The sequence below is a fragment of the Segatella asaccharophila genome (assembly GCF_054687055.1).
Map to the genome: position 1 here is coordinate 1 of NZ_BAACAN010000039.1, position 13,606 is coordinate 13,606.

Below are 13,606 nucleotides of genomic sequence, written 5' to 3' on the forward strand. Positions count from 1 at the left end.
CTGAAAAGGAGACTTCTTGCTTCTGATTCGCCATATCTAAAGGATTAAAGGATTTATACTGTGGCAAAGATACAAAAAATCCCTTTTCATTCCCTTTGGCGAAAGACAATCATGTACGTTTCATAAAGAAGTGATAACGGGTTTACAGCTGCCAACGTGTTGGGATCACCACTTCCATTAGTCCAGTTCCAGTAACCGTTAAATGTGTTATCTGTATTGTATACGGGTTTTGTCGGGTCATAAAAAGCAGCAGAACTGATAGCGCTGGCATCAGCATAATGTGTTGTATTAATGGTTCCTTTTACATTAACATCCACACTTAAGTGATCTTGGAAGAATTTGGGACTTAAGTTGATGGATCCGGTATAACGGTTATACATGGAGGTCTTCAGTGTACCTCGTTCTTTGTTATATCCTAATGAAGTACGGAAAGGCAGAAATCCTGCTTTCCCTGCAATGCTTACATTTTGATCTGTGCCTAATCCTGTCTGGAATATCTTATCTTGCCAATTCGTGGATTGATCTGGGTACTCGTTTAATATATTCCTTGCTGCATCACCTAAAGTTGTTCCTGCTGCATATTGGTTTAGCACAGTTTGACGAAAAGAGTCTGCGTTGAGCACTTTGATTCGTTTGTAAGGATCTTGTGCAGAGGAAGTTCCTGAATAGCTTATTTTTATTTTTCCAGAAGTTCCTTTCTTGGTAGTAATGATGATCACACCGTTTGATGCGCGTGAACCGTAAATGGCGGTAGCTGATGCATCTTTTAATACAGTGAATGTGGCAATATCATCAGGATTGATTGTGGCAAGGGCATTTGGTGTCCCTGGTGCAGCATCGTTTGATACAGGGATACCATCAATTACAATTAGAGGGTCGTTGGTTGCATTCAGTGATGCTCCCCCACGGATTCGAATAGTGCTTCCTGAACCGGGAGCTCCATCACCTGGCTGTACAAACAGACCAGGTACTTTTCCTTGTAGTAATTCCTGTGGTGAGGTTATTGCGCCCCGATTGATGTCTTCTGCTTTTATCGCTACGACAGAACCACTCAAATCTGATTTCTTTACTGTTCCGTAACCGATTACGACAACGTCATTCAGCATCTTCTTGTCTTCTTTCAAAATGACTGTCATTTGAGGTGAAGCTTTGATACTGATTTTTTGATAACCAACATAGGTAATTGTCAGGTTTGCACCTGCATTTGTCTTGAGAGTAAAATCTCCATTCAAATCGGATACTGTGCCGCCATTTCCATCGGCAATACGTATGGTTGCGCCGATGATAGGTTCGCCGGAAGTATCCTTGACATGTCCGTTGACAGTGATCTGCTGTGCAAAAGCACTGACGGAGAGGAGGAGTCCGCATAATAATGCAAACATCCTTAAAGGCATTATAAATTTAACCTGATTCATCATTTTTTGGTTTTTAATGTTAAGGTTGTTTCCCATTTTGTTCTTTCAATATTGGACGGTCAATTATAGATAACACAATTTACAATATGGAACAGAAACATGCTATGTATCGGAAATGTGTTTAGGAGGCTTTAAATATTTAAAAAGCGTTCGTTCTACAGGTTTCGTCCCTTCTTGGAATAAGTGTCCTTCTATCTTTTGAATTCCAATGCAAAGTTAAATTCTTTAACGGTGCTTAGTAGCCATTTTTAAGTTAAAAGCGTTGTTTGTACTATGCAAACGTTTACACATCAGGACATGCTTCCTTGCGGAGGAGAAGCGAAAATTTAAGACTTCTTCACAGGATCCTGTATATTCTGATGTTGATCAGGATACTAGGATAAGAATGGTATTGAATTATTCACACGTTGGGAGGATACATAATATCATGTATCCCTATCAGATAAGGCGAGGCCCAAATGGTCAAGACCGTATGATTACAGGAGCAGGAGATTACCGTTGCCGTTCTACCAGTGGCGTTACGGATGGTGTTTCACAGACCGGGTACAGTCCGTAGACAGGAGGGCAAGAATGGCTCTCCTATCGGCTCTGGCAATCCCCGGAATGTCTTTACATGTCATCCATCCATTGGCAAACCCATTATATTCGGATAGAATTTCCTTTAAAACGGAAGTCGTAAATGTTCCCCTCTTATCGTTCCGGTTGGTCTGCTATATAAAGGTTCGTTCCGGCCCTTAAACAACCTGTTCATCAGTGAGTTGACTGAATCTTATCTCTAAATGGAAGGGGAATAGAATGGATAATCCTTGTTGGACTTCTGTCAGATTCTTCTGGCAGGATGGCTCTCGGAACAGAGACGGGCAGGCATGAAAAATGGTGGACTATCCTTTGTTCTGTTAAAGAATGTCCACCATCTTCTCACTTCACAGAAATAGAGTTAGTGAAGTTTCTTTTTCTTTCCTTTACCTGATGTGGTAGAGGTGGTATCCATGCTGTCAGTAGTTTCGTATGCTGGAGTATGTTTTCCTTTTTTTGCCTTTTTCGGCTTTTTGTTACCTGCTGCACCCATAATTAAATTATTTAATAAATTAGACAACGAATTATGGAGTAGACTGTCGCCAGTAAACTCTGACAGTGGCAGTTTGCTCGAAAAACATCGCAAAGTTATATAAAAATATTGAAACCTGTATCGCAAATTGGAAAATTAAACTTTAAAATTGAGAGATATATTTACTTTTATTTAGTATTCGGTGTGTTTGGCATGGCTATAGCAACGGCATAAATCGAAGGGTGAGCCCCTTCCTGTTTCCTCGTTGGTCCGGATTAGTCATCAGAGGAGGAGATGGTATATTCCTCCGGCGAATTCTTTGACAATCCCTTTCATCTCTAATTCAAAAAGCAGTGCCGTGAGTTGACTGATGGATAATCCTGTGCGTACCGTCAGAAGGTTGATCTGAAGGTCATTCGTTCCCCTTAAAACTTTGACAATCGTTTGTTCCTCCGGGGAGAGATGGGGGAAGATCTGCCGTTCTATGCCCTCATGCCGGGCTTTTACGAGGCGGGCATCCATTTCCCATCCCATTGCTTTTACGAGGTCATCAGCGCAGGTAATCAGTCCTGCACCGTTGTCCCGTATGAGGTAGTTGCATCCGGCAGAATAGGTGGCTCCTACCGGGCCTGGGAAAGCGAAGACATCCCGGCCATAACTCTGGGCAATGCCTGTGGTGATCAGTCCGCCTCCCTTTGCGGCACTTTCTATGAGGATGGTAGCGTCGGACATACCGGCAATGATGCGGTTCCGGCGTACAAAATTGATTTTTTCTGCTCGTGTCTGAGTGAGAAACTCGGTAATTAATCCGCCTTGTGTGACCATCCTGTTGGCTGTGTCGCGATGAGAGGAAGGATAAAGTTCGTCCAACCCATGAGCCAGGACGCCGATGGTTTCATACCCGCAGGACAGGGATTGCCGGTGTGCAGTGATGTCTACTCCATAGGCCAGTCCGCTGATGACAAGAAGACGGGGGCACATCGTCTTCAGGCCGGTGATCAATTTATGGATGAGATCCTGACCGTAGGATGTACAGTGGCGGGTGCCGACAATGGCGATGACACGGGCCTGGTTGAAGTCGGCAGTGCCTTTATAGAACAAGACCAGAGGGGCGTCATCTACGTCTTTCAGCCGCTGGGGGTACTGAGGATCATTCAAGGTGAGAACCTGAATACCGTGTTTCTTGTCATATTCCAGTTCGGCTTCAGCCCGTTTTAAAGGTTCATCTAAATTCTGCAGAGCTCTTATCAGATGTTGCGAGGCATCAGGGATCACCTCCTGGATGGCATCCCGGTGTGTTACTACTGCAGTAGCGGAGCCAAGTTTCCGATATAATTCCAGAAGTCCGGCAAGGGAAAAATAGTTGAGTTGGGTAAGGGCAATAGCATTCAGTTTCTCCTGGTCATTATCCATTAGGCATCTTTCTTAGGTATGAAGGGGCTGAGGGCCCGGTCATATTCTTTGCTGTATCCGATTTTTCCATTTACCAGGACCACCAGGTCCGTGACGGCCCTCAGGCAAAGCTGCTGGTCACTTTCCCGGTAGATATCCTGATGGAAGACAAAGCATGGGCCCTTCTTCTCCAGCCAGAGTTTTGAGATCATCATATCATCACAGCGTAGAGGTGCCTTATAGCGGAGCTCAACACGGGCTACCACAGGGTCTACTCCTTTCTCGTGCATCTCCTTGAAACTGAGTCCTGCCTTTGTCAGAAGGCGATGGCGTGTATGCTCTAAATAGTGTAGATAGTTTGCATTGTTTACGATGCCTTGAATATCGCATTCATAATCACGAACTTCCATTTTAGTCTCAAATGTATAAATCATATTCCTGTTCCTGTTAGAGGGCGATGCCCTGTTTGCTTAATAATAATGAGATGAGGGGATCCGGTTTTTATCAGAAAAGACGTGTCTTTTCTTGTGTATGACGACTGTGGATCCTTATAGATAATTACGGAAAGATGATCATTTTAGTATTTTTTCAAGTCGGGAAATCAGATACCTTAATAGTTTTTTTTCAGATATTCATACCCGATCCGGCAGCGCAGGCAATCTTTCTTATCACAGTATTCTTTTTTCAGTTGGATCAGTGCTTGTGAATCACCGGCATTCTGAACGTCCAGCCCCACCTGTTGCCAGATGGTAACAATACTGTTCTTTTCCGCTTTTAATTTTTCCAGGAGGTCGAAAGCGCGTTCGCAAAGGGCCTCGTTTCCCCGGTGCCGACCGTAGGCAAAGAGCATAGGGACGGCAGTATTGATCAGCAGCAGGTTGAGAGAGAAGGGGGAGAGGTGCTTTTCGCATCTTGTGCTCGTGGATCCGAACGTATAATGTGTTTCCCAATAGGGCGTTACGGAGACCTCCAGGACATCCTCCATGGCCTGGATGGAGTCCTTCTCAAGAAGTTGGCTGAGGGTTGCCTTGCGTTGGTAAAAAAGATTGGCAAGTTGTGAGATCCGGATGTAGGGGAAGTTCTGCGGTCTTAGATGGAAGAAATTCCAGAGCCGGTAATCGATCGGCTGAAGATGAAATTTCTTCGCCAGGTATAAGTATTCGTCTCTTAGTTTTGTAAAATAGCCGTCATTGAGCGCATCTTCCTGATAAGGTTTCAGTAGGGTCTCAGGATTGAGCAGTCCAGCCTGTCCCATAAAGATTGCTTCAATCTGGCAGAGGTGGTCACGATGGTGATCGACATCAGCCAGGGGAATGCTGAGAGCCCATTGTTCAAAGGCATCCCCGTTTTTCCCGAAACCGTAATTGCGGGCAAGCGTGACGAAATATCCGGCTTCCCAGGATCCATCACAGGCTTTGACTCTTCTCAGGATTGCCTCTGTCTTTTGTTCCAGCCTTTCGGTCTGCAGGGCACTCATCCATGAATGGACCATCAGCGGCGTGAGGAGGGGGATGATCCGATAGCAGGGCGGGTAGGCATCTGCGTCCAGCAGCTCGTGGTAATGCTGGCGGATGTTTTCGGGAATATCCAGTTGCATCTGTTTGAGGTAGATGCCCCGGCTGTCCCGGACATCCCGGTCAATGATATGGCATACGTGCAGGATGATGTTATCATAGCGTGGGTCTTTATCATGTCCATGGAGGTACCAGTCACTGGCTCTTTCGTGTATTTCCACGTTTCCTGCCCACAGGGTACCGCCGATTTTGATTTTGGCATTAAAGAAGTCCGGACCTTCGTTCATGTTGTGCAGCCCCGGGTCGATCACTTCAACGGCTTGTCCGTCGGTTGTCTCCAGTGGCTTGAGTGGAAACAGCCGGTGCTTCCAGACATAATGAATTAATTGCTCCATAGTAAAAGATAAAATGGTGTGTTTATAGTATCCTTGCCCTCTCAGAGGACGTGCTCGTCTTGGGAAGAGAGATTGATGAGACAAAGATACGAAAATATCCGGTAATGTGATCATCTGTTCCTGAAATGTTGTGGATGAATTGAATCTCCATGGGGCTCTTTGCTGATTTGCTTGAAGGGTTGCTGGATGAAAGTCATAGCCATCGTCACGGACTTTCACGATTACGGTCAATCGTGACCTCAATGGTGCATACAGACTTTCTCTATGGTGCATACAGATTCTCTCTATGGTGCATTGGGATAAACTCAATGGTCATAGCGCCCGGCAATGAGTATGCCTCTGGCATAAAACGGGATGGGAGAGCGGTGGCGGGCACGATCATGGAGAGGGTAGCGAATGGGATGGCTGAGGGTACCGTAGATAATGGGAAGGTGGTAAAGAGAACTTTTGGCGGGACTTTTTATTGAGGGGAGGTAATGTGGAACCTGTGGGGTAAAAAACTGACAGGAATGGCGGGCTTTTCAGATTTTCTGTTTATCTTTGTCCTGTTCTGTGCATTGTCCTCAACTAATGGGCATATTCGACGGTTATCGGAATGCTGGGGAGCGGGGACCTGATGGGGCTAACTTTAAGGGACAGATCCTTACTTATAGGGTCTTTGAGCATCGGAAGTGTGTTTTTCTAATAAAATAGAAGAGAGATTATGTATAAAGACTTTTTTATTGTAGGCTTCGGGAGTTTTATAGGTGGCGGACTTCGCTTCCTCGTTTCACGGGCTGTACAGGCGAGTGTCATCCTGACTTTTCCGTTAGGGACTTTTATTGTAAATGTCGTCGGATGCCTGCTCATCGGATTCTTTTCCGGCTTGTTTGTCAACGGAACGTGGATGTCCCCATCGGTTAAACTTTTCCTGACGACAGGCCTTTGCGGAGGGTTTACTACTTTCTCGACATTTATGAATGAAAGTGGATCTCTTCTCAGGGACAGCAACTACCTCTATACGGCTGTTTATGTATCAGCAAGTTTATTCTTCGGGTTTCTGGCCTTGGTATTGGGCATTCAATTAGCAAAATTGTTTTGATATGGAAAAAGTTCTTCGTTTCTATTTGAGTAATACAGATACCTATAAACACGGTTCTGTCTATGAGTTTATCGCCCGCTCGGCAAAGAAATCCGGACTCTCTGGAGCTACTGTCTACCGGTGCTCGATGGGATTTGGCAAGACCAGCCAGCTCCGTTCGGATAAATTCTGGGAATTTAATATCAAGCAACCGGTGATCGTGGAGATCATTGATGAAGAAAACCGCCTGCGTGACTTTGTCAAGGAGCTGGCACCGATACTGGATGCAATTCCTAAGGGCTTCCTGGTAACCTTGCAAGATGTTGAAATCCTGTTCAGGAAGCAGGGTGAAAAAAAGAATTAATCAACTGGCAGGTGATCCTTCTGCTCCCTTTTGACCTCTGTTTCGCCTTTTTGCCTTTTCAGCGTGCATATAATGATATGATTTGCTGCTAAATAAAAGTAAAAAGGAAGGCTATCTTTTGCATTCTCCTCGTTTTTCTTTATCTTTGTAGCAATAATATATTATTTAATTCTTTGTACAAAAATGAAAATCGCTTTAATTGGCTACGGAAGGATGGGACACATGATCGAAGAGATCGCCAGACAACGTGGCCATGAGATCGTATGCAAAATTGATGTTGATAATCCCGGGGATTTTGACTCACCACAGTTTGCTAGTGCTGATGTGGCTATAGAGTTCACGAATCCAACTGCCGCTTATGGAAATTACCTGAAAGCTTTTAAGCACCATGTGAAGGTGGTCAGTGGTTCTACCGGATGGATGAAAGATCATAAGGCTGATGTGGAAGCCTTGACAAAAGATGGAAAGCAGACTCTTTTCTGGGCTTCTAATTTTTCGGTGGGCGTAGCCATCTTCTCAGCGGTCAACCGCTATTTGGCAAAGATTATGAATGGCTTCCCTCAATATGATGTGCGCATGGAAGAGACACATCATGTACATAAACTGGATGCACCGTCGGGAACGGCCATTACTCTGGCTGAGGATATCATCAATCGTCTTGACCGCAAGGACAAATGGGTGAAAGGATTCCAGCATACTGCTGACGGAAAGGAAAGCGGGACGAATGATGTGGCTCCTGATGAGCTGCCGATAGCGAGCATCCGCCGGGGAGAGGTGCCGGGTATCCATAGTGTTATCTATGATAGCGAGGCAGATTGTATTACGATTACTCATGATGCACATTCTCGTAAAGGGTTTGCCATGGGGGCTGTCCTTGCTGCTGAGTATACCTTGAACCATACCGGACTACTGACAACATCTGATTTGTTCAGATTCTAATTTACGGATATACGAATTTTCAAGACCTGAAAATCAGGGAGATACCAGATTCATGCTAAGGATATTCCTCACTGGTGTTCCAGCGGGATCCCTTAGACGTTCTCGGTTCTTAAAACTTAATTCTTAACTTTATTAATAGAAGTTACATGATTGATAAGGAAAAACAAAATCTCAACATGAAGAAACAATGGACGAAATTTCTGATCGTCCTCGTCCTTTATCTGCTCTTCCTCTTTTGGGTCAAGAGTTGGTGGGGATTGATCGTTGTTCCCTTTATTTTCGATGTCTATATCACCAAGAAGATTCATTGGACCTGGTGGAAATACTCTGAGCGTCCGGTACGTTTCATCATGAGTTGGGTTGATGCGCTGGTCTTCGCTTTGGTGGCAGTCTATTTCATCAACCTGTTTGCTTTTCAGAATTATGTGATCCCCTCCTCTTCGCTGGAAAAATCCCTGTTGACGGGTGATTATCTCTTTGTCAGTAAGATCAGCTATGGCCCCCGTATTCCGGAGACTCCTCTGACCATGCCGCTGACACAGCATACGCTGCCTTTGATCCACGTGAAGAGTTATCTTGAATGGCCTCACTGGAAGTATCGCAGGGTGAAAGGTCTCGGACAGGTACAACTCAATGATATTGTTGTCTTCAACTATCCTGCGGGGGACACGCTTTGTGATAATGAGCAATATGAGAGTGCTGATTATTATCAGATGTGTTACTCTTTTGGTGAACAACTCTATGAGCAGGCCAAGGGTGCTCGCCCGGATCTTTCGAGGCTTACGACACAGCAGCAGTATAACTATTTTGCGTATGTCTTCGCCCTGGGACGGAGTTATATCAAGAATAACCCGAGTACCTTTGGGAATGTGATTCATCGTCCTGTAGACCGGCGGGAAAATTACGTCAAGCGCTGTGTCGGCTTGCCGGGACAATTCCTTCAGGTTAAAAACCGTATCGTCTATCTTGATGGTAAACCGAACAAGGAGCCGGACAATGTCCAGTATACGTACTATGTCAAATTAAAGGCTGACCTGCCAAGTGAGTTGACGCGAAAGCTGGGGATCTCCAATGAGGACCTGACCTGCCTTAACCAGAACGGCTATCTGCCATTGACTTATCGTTCTGCTGCCTATCTGAGGTCACGGAAAGACCTTGTAACCAGCATCCGGATGAATACGGACGCGGAAACGGGGGATTTGTATCCCTTGAACGCTGTGACAGGTTGGACACGTGACAACTATGGCCCGGTCTGGATTCCGAAGAAAGGGGTGACCTTAAAGTTAACGATGAAAAATATTGCTATCTATGAACGTCCAATCCGTGTGTATGAAGGCAATGACCTGGTGGTGAAGAACAATAAGATCTATATCAATGGCAAGCAGACCCATTATTATACCTTTAAGATGGATTATTACTGGATGATGGGTGATAATCGTCATAATTCTGCGGACAGCCGCTATTGGGGATTCGTTCCGGAGGATCATATCGTGGGTACTCCGATCTTCATCTGGTGGTCACATGATCCGGACTATCCTGGCTTTGGAGGAATCCGCTGGAGCCGCCTGTTCAAGTTGGTGAGCCATATCAAGTAAATGCTGAAAGATGGTGTCAAGTTCATTCTGGCGCTGCTGTTTGCCATACTGGTGATGCTGGCAGTACGTGCCTGGGCATTCACAATCTTCTCCGTTCCGGATTCCAGTTATGCTCCGGAATTCCGGAAGGGAGATCGCTGGATTGTGAACCGCTTGGATTGCACCAATCTTCATAAAGGTGATGACCTGGTCTTCCGCCAGGACTCTGTCTCTTATCCGGGACGGCTCGTTGCTCTTCCGGGAGATACCGTGATCTGGCATGGCGTGCGCTATCGTATCCCGGTGACATTCCCTCACTGTTGCGACTGCCCTTACTGTGATTACTATATGTTACAGGTCGGGAAACGGAAAGTGCTGGTGTGCAGGTACCAGTTGATCGGTAAAGCTTATCGGTTATTCCATCTGGACCTTTAGGGTTCTTGCATTTGCCTTCAGGGCTCAGGGATAACCGCCATAAGGGGCTTCTATAATGCTTGATTCTAATATGTCAAATATTGCATTGTTATCTTCGGCTTATTTTGGACCCGTACAGTGGTATCAGAAGTTGAACCGCTATGAGGAGTGCCGTGTTGAAGGTTTTGATCATTTTATAAAGCAGACTTACCGCAACCGCTGCGTGATTGCCACTACGAATGGCCTTCAGACGCTGACAGTGCCTACAGAGAAATATCCGGGGAATAAATGTCTGATGAAGGATGTCCGGATCAGTGATCACGGCAATTGGAGGCACCTGCACTGGAACGCACTTCTTTCGGCTTATGGGGAGAGTCCGTTTTTTGAATTCTATGAGGACGAGCTCCGGCCTTTCTTTGAAAGACATTGGGAGTTTCTCTATGATTTTAATATGGAAATTACGGATAAGATGTGTGAGCTGCTAGACATTCATCCGTTGATCCTTCCTACAAAGGAGTATGTCAAGGCGGAACTGACCGGTGGAAATGAGGGGATCACGGATTATCGTGAATGTATCCGGCCTAAGCATCCGGGAGAGGACCCGTCTTTTCATCCTGAGACCTACTATCAGGTTTATGACCGGAAGTTTGGTTTCCAGCCTAACTTGAGTATTCTGGATCTGCTCTTCAATGAAGGAAATGAAGCCGTCCTGTTCCTTTGATTCCTGCCGTTTTATTTGAATATCATTGTTGTCAGTTTTTCTTCAGGAAGGAGTTCCTGAGCAACTTCTTGTACCTGACGGGCAGTAATGTCATCAATCTTCTTGAACAGTGCAGCGATGTCGGTCTCTTTATTCTGATGGAGAAAATTCTTGCCGAAATCAAGGGCGAAATTCTCCCGGTTATCACTGGAGACGCCGATCTGGCCTTTGATCTGTTTCTTCGCAGCCTTGAGTTGGGTGGCTGAGAGGGGGACATGGATGACCCGGTCCAATTCTTTTCTCGTCAACCGGAGACAATGACCAATATCCTTAGGATCACAACCGAAATAGATACACCATAAACCGGTGTCACCGTAACAAGTCATTGAACTTTCTACCGTATATACCAGGCCATGATGTTCCCGCAGGGCGACGTTCAGACGGGCATTCATGCCAGGGCCGCCTAGGATGTTGTTCAGCAGGTAAAGGGGCATACGCTTTGCGTTTAAGATACTGTAAGCGCGGCAACCGACCATGACATGGGCCTGATGGGTCTTCTTATGGATGATAATCGGAGGATGAGGGCCTGATTCAGGACCCTGGAGGGTCCTGTTTAAGGTGTTACGGCTGGCAGCTGTGGCCTCGTCCTGGGAGAATTGCCTTTCCCCTGAAGTTGTCTCTTGGGAAGTATCAGGAGAAAGAGGAGATCCCCCTGCTCCTAAAGGATAGGTGGTAAAAAACTTTTCAAGCAGGCGGATGAGCTTTTTCATACTGATGTCGCCGGAAGCGAAGAAGATCGCATGGCCAGGACGATAATATTTCAGGGTAAAGGCTAATGCGTCAGCCGTCTTGAATGACCGGACAAGGTCTTCCGTCCCTAAAATGTTATGCCCTAAAGGATGGCCATGAAAGATGGTATTCTCAAATTCATCATAGATAAGTTCTGCGGGTGAGTCATTATAACTCTCTATCTCTTCACAGATAACTTCCTTTTCCTTGTCTATTTCGCGTTGGGGGAACGTACTGTGAAAGACCATGTCCGTCAGAAGATCTACAGCTTTGGGGAGGTCTTCTTTCAGAATGGTGGCATAATAAGTCGTGTCTTCTTTGTTCGTGTAGGCATTCAGGTCGCCGCCGACACGGTCAAGTCCGTTGAGGATGTTGCAGGCCTTCCGGCGTTTTGTACCCTTGAAAGATACGTGCTCGCAGAAATGTGCGAGACCTTCTTTCCCCGGGAGTTCATCACGGGTTCCCGCATCAATCTGGTATCCACAGTAGACCACTGGTGACGCTGAAGGCAGGAGGATGACCCTGAGTCCGTTGGGCAACGTATAAGTTTGATATTTCATAATTGTAGACAAATTTACAAAAAATCTCTGGTCATCATATCTTTATTCATCTTTTTCTTATTATACATGAATGTGTGAAAGGTGTTTTTATGGAAAACAGATAATCTCTTCCCTTTGCCGGAGAGGGAAGTATATTTGGAAACATGAATTTGTTTATTAGGTAAAGGAATTTGTAGCGAATAGAATGCAATAAATACAAGATCTTACAGAGCTCCATTAATTGATTTGGACGAAATAAAATCTCCGAATATTCGACTCTGCTATTAGTTTTTTTATTATATTTGCATCTAGAAACAAATATCAATTATGCGTAAGGTTGTTGGAATTGGCGAGACGGTTCTCGACATTATATTCAAAGACGGACAGCCCGTGAGTGCTGTTCCGGGCGGTTCTACACTCAATGCGGTCGTCTCTTTAGGCCGGTCAGGCATCCCTGCTATGTTTATCAGCGAAGCGGGGAATGACAGGATAGGAAAGCATATTGTCAGTTTTTTGAAGAAAAATCATGTCAATGCAGATAATGTGGTCTCTTTCCCGGAAAGTAAATCACCTATCTCTTTGGCTTTCCTGGATCAGGATAACAGCGCAGACTATATGTTCTATAAGGATCATCCCCATGACCGGCTGGAGTTTTCATATCCGGAGATCAACCGTGATGATATTGTGCTCTTCGGCAGCTATTTTGCCGTTAATCCTGTTGTCCGCCCACAGGTGGCTGGTTTTCTGGACTACGCCAGAGAACGTGGCGCCATAATCTATTATGACGTCAACTACCGGAGCTCGCATAAGGATGATATCATGAGGGTCACTCCTAATCTGTTGGAGAATCTGGGTGATGCGGATATTGTCAGGGGGAGTTCAATCGACTTCGAAGTGCTCTATAAGATGCCTGATCCGGATAAGGTGTACAATGCGGAGATCAGTTTCTATTGCAAGAACTTTATTTGCACGAATGAGAGTAATCCTGTGGTGGTCAGGGCAGAGAACCATTTCAGAAAGGTCTATCCTGCACTGGCTACGGAAACGGTCAGCACGATCGGCGCAGGGGATAACTTCAATGCCGGATTTATTTTCGGCCTGTTGAAGCATGGCATCACCCGTGAGGATATAGAACAGGGACTGACGGAAAAGCAATGGGATCAGATACTCCATTGTGCCCAGTTGTATTCGGCGGAGAGTTGTAAATATATCTCTAATTATATCTCAGAAGAATTCGGGAGAAAAATGGAAGCGGAACTTTAAGTATGCCTTGAATGGAGATAGGGACCGTTGAGGAGCCTGAGCCTCCTGTGAAAAGTTGGAAATAGAGTATTGCGTAACTATTCAGCCATACCCAAGGTGTGCCATCCTATAAAGATAGGATGGTAGCAATGGCATTGTATTGAGATTGATTGTTCTTCCATGCCGTATCGGCGATGGAATGTATAGCGAAGAAGTCATCT

At 45.5% G+C, this 13,606-nt stretch carries 15 protein-coding genes; 9 read left to right on the forward strand and 6 right to left on the reverse strand.

The genetic code is table 11. The features are described 5' to 3' along the window. Positions 1-86 precede the first annotated feature (86 nt). A complete protein-coding gene (locus tag ACYRYG_RS12930) occupies positions 87-1,418 on the reverse strand; it encodes a SusC/RagA family TonB-linked outer membrane protein (protein ID WP_460198435.1) in 1,332 nt (443 codons plus the stop codon). 382 nt (positions 1,419-1,800) lie between these two features. Here ACYRYG_RS12930 and ACYRYG_RS12935 point away from each other — a divergent pair, with 382 nt between their 5' ends. Further along, positions 1,801-1,971, forward strand: a complete 171-nt coding sequence (locus ACYRYG_RS12935) for a hypothetical protein (protein ID WP_293417348.1) — start codon at positions 1,801-1,803, stop codon at positions 1,969-1,971. 381 nt (positions 1,972-2,352) lie between these two features. Here the strand turns inward: ACYRYG_RS12935 and ACYRYG_RS12940 are convergent, their stop codons facing one another. From ACYRYG_RS12940 to ACYRYG_RS12955, 4 genes are all read right to left on the reverse strand, one after another. Further along, a complete protein-coding gene (locus tag ACYRYG_RS12940) occupies positions 2,353-2,484 on the reverse strand; it encodes an RNA-binding protein (RefSeq protein WP_293424426.1) in 132 nt (43 codons plus the stop codon). Positions 2,485-2,745: 261 nt separating this feature from the next. Further along, positions 2,746-3,876, reverse strand: a complete 1,131-nt coding sequence (gene dprA, locus ACYRYG_RS12945) for a DNA-processing protein DprA (protein WP_293417345.1) — start codon at positions 3,874-3,876, stop codon at positions 2,746-2,748. After that, positions 3,876-4,289: an acyl-CoA thioesterase gene (locus ACYRYG_RS12950; RefSeq protein ID WP_293417342.1), complete on the reverse strand. Its 414-nt coding sequence runs from the start codon at positions 4,287-4,289 to the stop codon at positions 3,876-3,878. The genes dprA and ACYRYG_RS12950 overlap by 1 nt, the downstream gene beginning before the upstream one ends. Before the next feature lie 176 nt (positions 4,290-4,465). Further along, positions 4,466-5,764 (reverse strand): DUF2851 family protein, encoded by a 1,299-nt coding sequence (locus ACYRYG_RS12955; RefSeq protein ID WP_460198438.1) that lies wholly within the window; start codon positions 5,762-5,764, stop codon positions 4,466-4,468. Positions 5,765-5,913: 149 nt separating this feature from the next. Here ACYRYG_RS12955 and ACYRYG_RS12960 point away from each other — a divergent pair, with 149 nt between their 5' ends. The 7 genes from ACYRYG_RS12960 (at position 5,914) to ACYRYG_RS12990 (ending at position 10,836) form a co-directional block, all read left to right on the forward strand. After that, positions 5,914-6,231, forward strand: coding sequence for a hypothetical protein (locus tag ACYRYG_RS12960; protein ID WP_460198440.1), 318 nt, complete (start codon positions 5,914-5,916; stop codon positions 6,229-6,231). A 236-nt stretch (positions 6,232-6,467) separates the two neighbouring features. After that, positions 6,468-6,845: a fluoride efflux transporter CrcB gene (gene crcB / locus ACYRYG_RS12965; RefSeq protein WP_293417333.1), complete on the forward strand. Its 378-nt coding sequence runs from the start codon at positions 6,468-6,470 to the stop codon at positions 6,843-6,845. 1 nt (position 6,846) lies between these two features. Further along, on the forward strand, positions 6,847-7,188 hold the full coding sequence (locus ACYRYG_RS12970) for a DUF190 domain-containing protein (protein ID WP_293417330.1): 342 nt from the start codon (positions 6,847-6,849) through the stop codon (positions 7,186-7,188). Between the two features lie 183 nt (positions 7,189-7,371). Beyond that, positions 7,372-8,127, forward strand: coding sequence for a 4-hydroxy-tetrahydrodipicolinate reductase (gene dapB / locus ACYRYG_RS12975; protein ID WP_293417327.1), 756 nt, complete (start codon positions 7,372-7,374; stop codon positions 8,125-8,127). A 146-nt stretch (positions 8,128-8,273) separates the two neighbouring features. Then, positions 8,274-9,722: a S26 family signal peptidase gene (locus tag ACYRYG_RS12980; protein ID WP_460198441.1), complete on the forward strand. Its 1,449-nt coding sequence runs from the start codon at positions 8,274-8,276 to the stop codon at positions 9,720-9,722. Continuing rightward, positions 9,723-10,136, forward strand: coding sequence for a S26 family signal peptidase (locus ACYRYG_RS12985; protein ID WP_293417321.1), 414 nt, complete (start codon positions 9,723-9,725; stop codon positions 10,134-10,136). A gap of 55 nt (positions 10,137-10,191) precedes the next feature. Continuing rightward, a complete protein-coding gene (locus ACYRYG_RS12990; protein ID WP_460198442.1) occupies positions 10,192-10,836 on the forward strand; it encodes a WbqC family protein in 645 nt (214 codons plus the stop codon). Positions 10,837-10,847: 11 nt separating this feature from the next. Here ACYRYG_RS12990 and ACYRYG_RS12995 read toward each other — a convergent pair whose 3' ends face one another. Continuing rightward, entirely contained in the window at positions 10,848-12,164 is a 1,317-nt protein-coding gene (locus ACYRYG_RS12995) for a M16 family metallopeptidase (protein WP_460198443.1), read from the reverse strand. 306 nt (positions 12,165-12,470) lie between these two features. Between ACYRYG_RS12995 and ACYRYG_RS13000 the strand changes: the two genes are divergently transcribed. Continuing rightward, positions 12,471-13,406 carry a carbohydrate kinase family protein gene (locus ACYRYG_RS13000; protein WP_460198444.1) on the forward strand — a complete coding sequence of 312 codons (936 nt, stop codon included), beginning with the start codon at positions 12,471-12,473 and terminating at the stop codon, positions 13,404-13,406. Positions 13,407-13,606: the final 200 nt, after the last annotated feature.

Bases quoted from the DNA above. Each gene is read 5' to 3' on its own strand.
- ACYRYG_RS12930 (WP_460198435.1), bottom strand. From the start codon at position 1,418: ATGATGAATCAGGTTAAATTTATAATGCCTTTAAGGATGTTTGCATTA.
- ACYRYG_RS12935 (WP_293417348.1), top strand. From the start codon at position 1,801: ATGGTATTGAATTATTCACACGTTGGGAGGATACATAATATCATGTAT.
- ACYRYG_RS12940 (WP_293424426.1), bottom strand. From the start codon at position 2,484: ATGGGTGCAGCAGGTAACAAAAAGCCGAAAAAGGCAAAAAAAGGAAAA.
- dprA (WP_293417345.1), bottom strand. From the start codon at position 3,876: ATGGATAATGACCAGGAGAAACTGAATGCTATTGCCCTTACCCAACTC.
- ACYRYG_RS12950 (WP_293417342.1), bottom strand. From the start codon at position 4,289: ATGATTTATACATTTGAGACTAAAATGGAAGTTCGTGATTATGAATGC.
- ACYRYG_RS12955 (WP_460198438.1), bottom strand. From the start codon at position 5,764: ATGGAGCAATTAATTCATTATGTCTGGAAGCACCGGCTGTTTCCACTC.
- ACYRYG_RS12960 (WP_460198440.1), top strand. From the start codon at position 5,914: ATGGGGCTCTTTGCTGATTTGCTTGAAGGGTTGCTGGATGAAAGTCAT.
- crcB (WP_293417333.1), top strand. From the start codon at position 6,468: ATGTATAAAGACTTTTTTATTGTAGGCTTCGGGAGTTTTATAGGTGGC.
- ACYRYG_RS12970 (WP_293417330.1), top strand. From the start codon at position 6,847: ATGGAAAAAGTTCTTCGTTTCTATTTGAGTAATACAGATACCTATAAA.
- dapB (WP_293417327.1), top strand. From the start codon at position 7,372: ATGAAAATCGCTTTAATTGGCTACGGAAGGATGGGACACATGATCGAA.
- ACYRYG_RS12980 (WP_460198441.1), top strand. From the start codon at position 8,274: ATGATTGATAAGGAAAAACAAAATCTCAACATGAAGAAACAATGGACG.
- ACYRYG_RS12985 (WP_293417321.1), top strand. From the start codon at position 9,723: ATGCTGAAAGATGGTGTCAAGTTCATTCTGGCGCTGCTGTTTGCCATA.
- ACYRYG_RS12990 (WP_460198442.1), top strand. From the start codon at position 10,192: ATGCTTGATTCTAATATGTCAAATATTGCATTGTTATCTTCGGCTTAT.
- ACYRYG_RS12995 (WP_460198443.1), bottom strand. From the start codon at position 12,164: ATGAAATATCAAACTTATACGTTGCCCAACGGACTCAGGGTCATCCTC.
- ACYRYG_RS13000 (WP_460198444.1), top strand. From the start codon at position 12,471: ATGCGTAAGGTTGTTGGAATTGGCGAGACGGTTCTCGACATTATATTC.